A 2,656-nucleotide genomic window follows, 5' to 3' on the forward strand; every position below is an offset into this window, starting at 1 on the left:
CGCCCGTCTCGCTCGCCCTCGTGCCTCACTCGCTAAGCCTGCCTCGACCTGCCAGCCTTAATCCGCCTGTCTTCATCCGCGCGGGTTGAGGGTCGCCAGGAGGAGGGTGAACAGGTGCAGGTCGGCGCTGCGTGACAGCCGCAGGGCCGTGAGCCGGCCGATGCGCGGCCTGGCCTGGCCGAACAAGGTGCCGCCCGCGCTCTGGTGATCGCGTGCCCGGCTGTCGTCGAGCGTGAACGCCAGGCGGCCTTTGGGGCCGGTGTAGACGCTGGCGCGGAGCACGCCGTGGCCGAGGGGCGGGCCCTCGTGGCAGCTCCGGGCAGCAGAACCCAGTGCGACCCTGAGGGCGGAGAAACGCAGACCACCCGCCTGGCGTCTCCAGCCGGTACTTGATCGGGAACCGGGGATCGGTGGCGGCCGGGGTTCGCAACCTAGGTGATCGCGGGGAGCAGTCCGAGGACCAGTCCGCCTAGCCCGCCGCCGAGCACGGTACGACGTGAGGGAACGCGCGGTTCACCAGGGCGGGAGGTCCTGTGCGGAGGGTGAGGAGAATTCCCGATCGGTCCGTGTTGGGAGCTCCTGGCCGGGTGGCGGGGGAGCACCCGGGTGGTCCATGTGGCGAGGTTCTGGACGGGTGGTGAGGGGAGCGTCTGGTCGGTCCGTGCGGGGAAGCTCTGGCCTGCCGTTGGGGGGACTCCTGGTCGGTCACGGGCAGCCTTTCGTTGGGGCCGGAGACGTTGTTAACACTGCGCAGTCGATTCAGACAAGAGGTTTCGTCCGATGTATTCATCGCCGATGTTCGGCTCTTGACACATCCTGCCGCCGTCACGCAGTATCGAAACCAAAGACATCCGATGTATGAGGCGAAGGGTGCAGTGTGAAACTGCTGCGAGTAGGACCCGTCGGTCGGGAGCGTCCGGTGGTGATGGACGCCGCCGGCCACCTGCGCGACATCGGAGAGCCCGAGATCGACGGGGCTTTCCTCGCATCCGGGGCAGTGGCCCGCGTCCGTGCCGCACTCGAACGCGATGACCTGCCCGTCGTCGACGCCGACGGGCTGCGGGTCGGGGCGCCCATCGCACGTCCCGGCAAGATCGTCTGCATCGGGCTCAACTACCGGGACCACGCCGCGGAATCGGGCGCCGAGCCGCCGGCCGAGCCCGTCGTGTTCATGAAGGCCGCCAACACCATGGTCGGCCCGTACGACGAGGTGCTCGTGCCCCGGCGCAGCGTGAAGACTGACTGGGAAGTCGAGCTGGCCATCGTCATCGGCAAACCGGCCCGCTACCTGGAGGGTCGCGAGGAGGCGCTGGACGTCATCGCGGGCTACGCGATCTCCAACGACGTCTCCGAGCGGGAGTTCCAGCTTGATCGCGGCGGGCAGTGGGACAAGGGCAAGTCGTGCGAGACGTTCAACCCGTTCGGACCGTGGCTGGTCACGGCGGACGAGGTGGGCGATCCGCAGAACCTCGCGCTGCGGCTGTGGGTGAACGGCGAACAACGCCAGAACGGCAACACCAAGGACATGATTTTCGACGCGGCCGAGATCGTCAGGTACCTGAGCTGGTTCATGGTGCTCGAGCCCGGCGACGTGATCAACACCGGCACGCCCGCGGGGGTGGCGATGGGCTTGCCCGGGCAGCCGTACCTGCGGACCGGTGACGTGGTCGAGCTGGAGATCGACGGCCTCGGCCGCCAGCGCCAGACGGTCGGCCAGGCATGACGGCGCCCGAGCCGGATCGCCAGGCTCCGATCGCGGCCGCTTTCCCGGACGCCTTCCCAGGCGCTGCTCGTGAGACTGACGGCCTGGCCTTGGCTGCCGGTCCCGTTGTGCAGACTGCTCTGGAAGGTGAACAGCCCAGCCTGGCTGCCGGAGTTTTCCCAGGTGTCGCTGCTCGTGGGGGTGATGGGCGTGCTGCGGTCGTCGGGGTCCTTCGGCAGGACGCTGCTCCGGGGGATGACCGCGTGGTTTCGGTTGGCGCTGCTGTTGTGCGGGCCGTTTCGGAGGACGGACAGCGCGGCCCGACGGCCGACGTTTCCACGGGTGCCGCTGCTCGTGAGGGTGATGGGCGCGCTGCGGTCGTCGGCGCTCTCAGGCAGGACTCCGCTCCGGGGAACCGCCGTGCAGCCTCGGGCAGCGGTGCCGTCGTGCAGGCCGCCTCGGAGGATGCGCCTCCCGTCCCGGCCGCTGGCGCCTTACCGCGCGATGCCGCTGAGCCGATGGGCGCGGCAAGGGACGCGGGAGTACAGGCAGCGGAGCGGGGCGGTGCAGAGGGTGTGGGCGGTTCTGGAGACGCGGGCAGCGCGGGGGGCGTGAGCGGTGCCGAGGGCGCGGGTGGCGCGGAGGGTGTGAGCAGTGCCGAAAGCCGTGGAGGCGCGGCGAGGGCGGGTGGCGCGGAGGGTGTGAGTCGTGCCGGGAGCCCTGGAGGCGCGGCGAGGGTGGGCGGCGCGGTGAGAGTGAGCAAGGCGGAGGGCGCGAGTGGTGCCGAGGGCGTGGGTGGCGCCGACGGTGTGGGTGGCGCAGAAAGCGCGGGAAGTGAGGGCGATGCGGGGAGTGCGTGTGGTGCGGGGAGTGTGCCTGGTGCGGGAAGTGAGGGCGGTGCTGGGAAGGCACGTGCTGCCGGAAATATCGGCGGTGCCGGGAGGGCTGTCTCTT

Annotated in this window: 2 protein-coding genes; one reads left to right on the forward strand and one right to left on the reverse strand. The window is 70.1% G+C overall.

Translation table 11 applies throughout. The features are described 5' to 3' along the window. Positions 1-72 precede the first annotated feature (72 nt). Positions 73-282 carry a hypothetical protein gene (locus tag HII36_RS54565; protein WP_173531276.1) on the reverse strand — a complete coding sequence of 70 codons (210 nt, stop codon included), beginning with the start codon at positions 280-282 and terminating at the stop codon, positions 73-75. A 643-nt stretch (positions 283-925) separates the two neighbouring features. On the opposite strand from HII36_RS54565, the gene HII36_RS54570 reads away from it, so the two are divergent. Then, positions 926-1,723, forward strand: a complete 798-nt coding sequence (locus HII36_RS54570; protein WP_217371134.1) for a fumarylacetoacetate hydrolase family protein — start codon at positions 926-928, stop codon at positions 1,721-1,723. Positions 1,724-2,656 lie beyond the last annotated feature (933 nt).

The organism is Nonomuraea antri (assembly GCF_013283785.1).
Lineage (GTDB): Bacteria > Actinomycetota > Actinomycetes > Streptosporangiales > Streptosporangiaceae > Nonomuraea > Nonomuraea antri.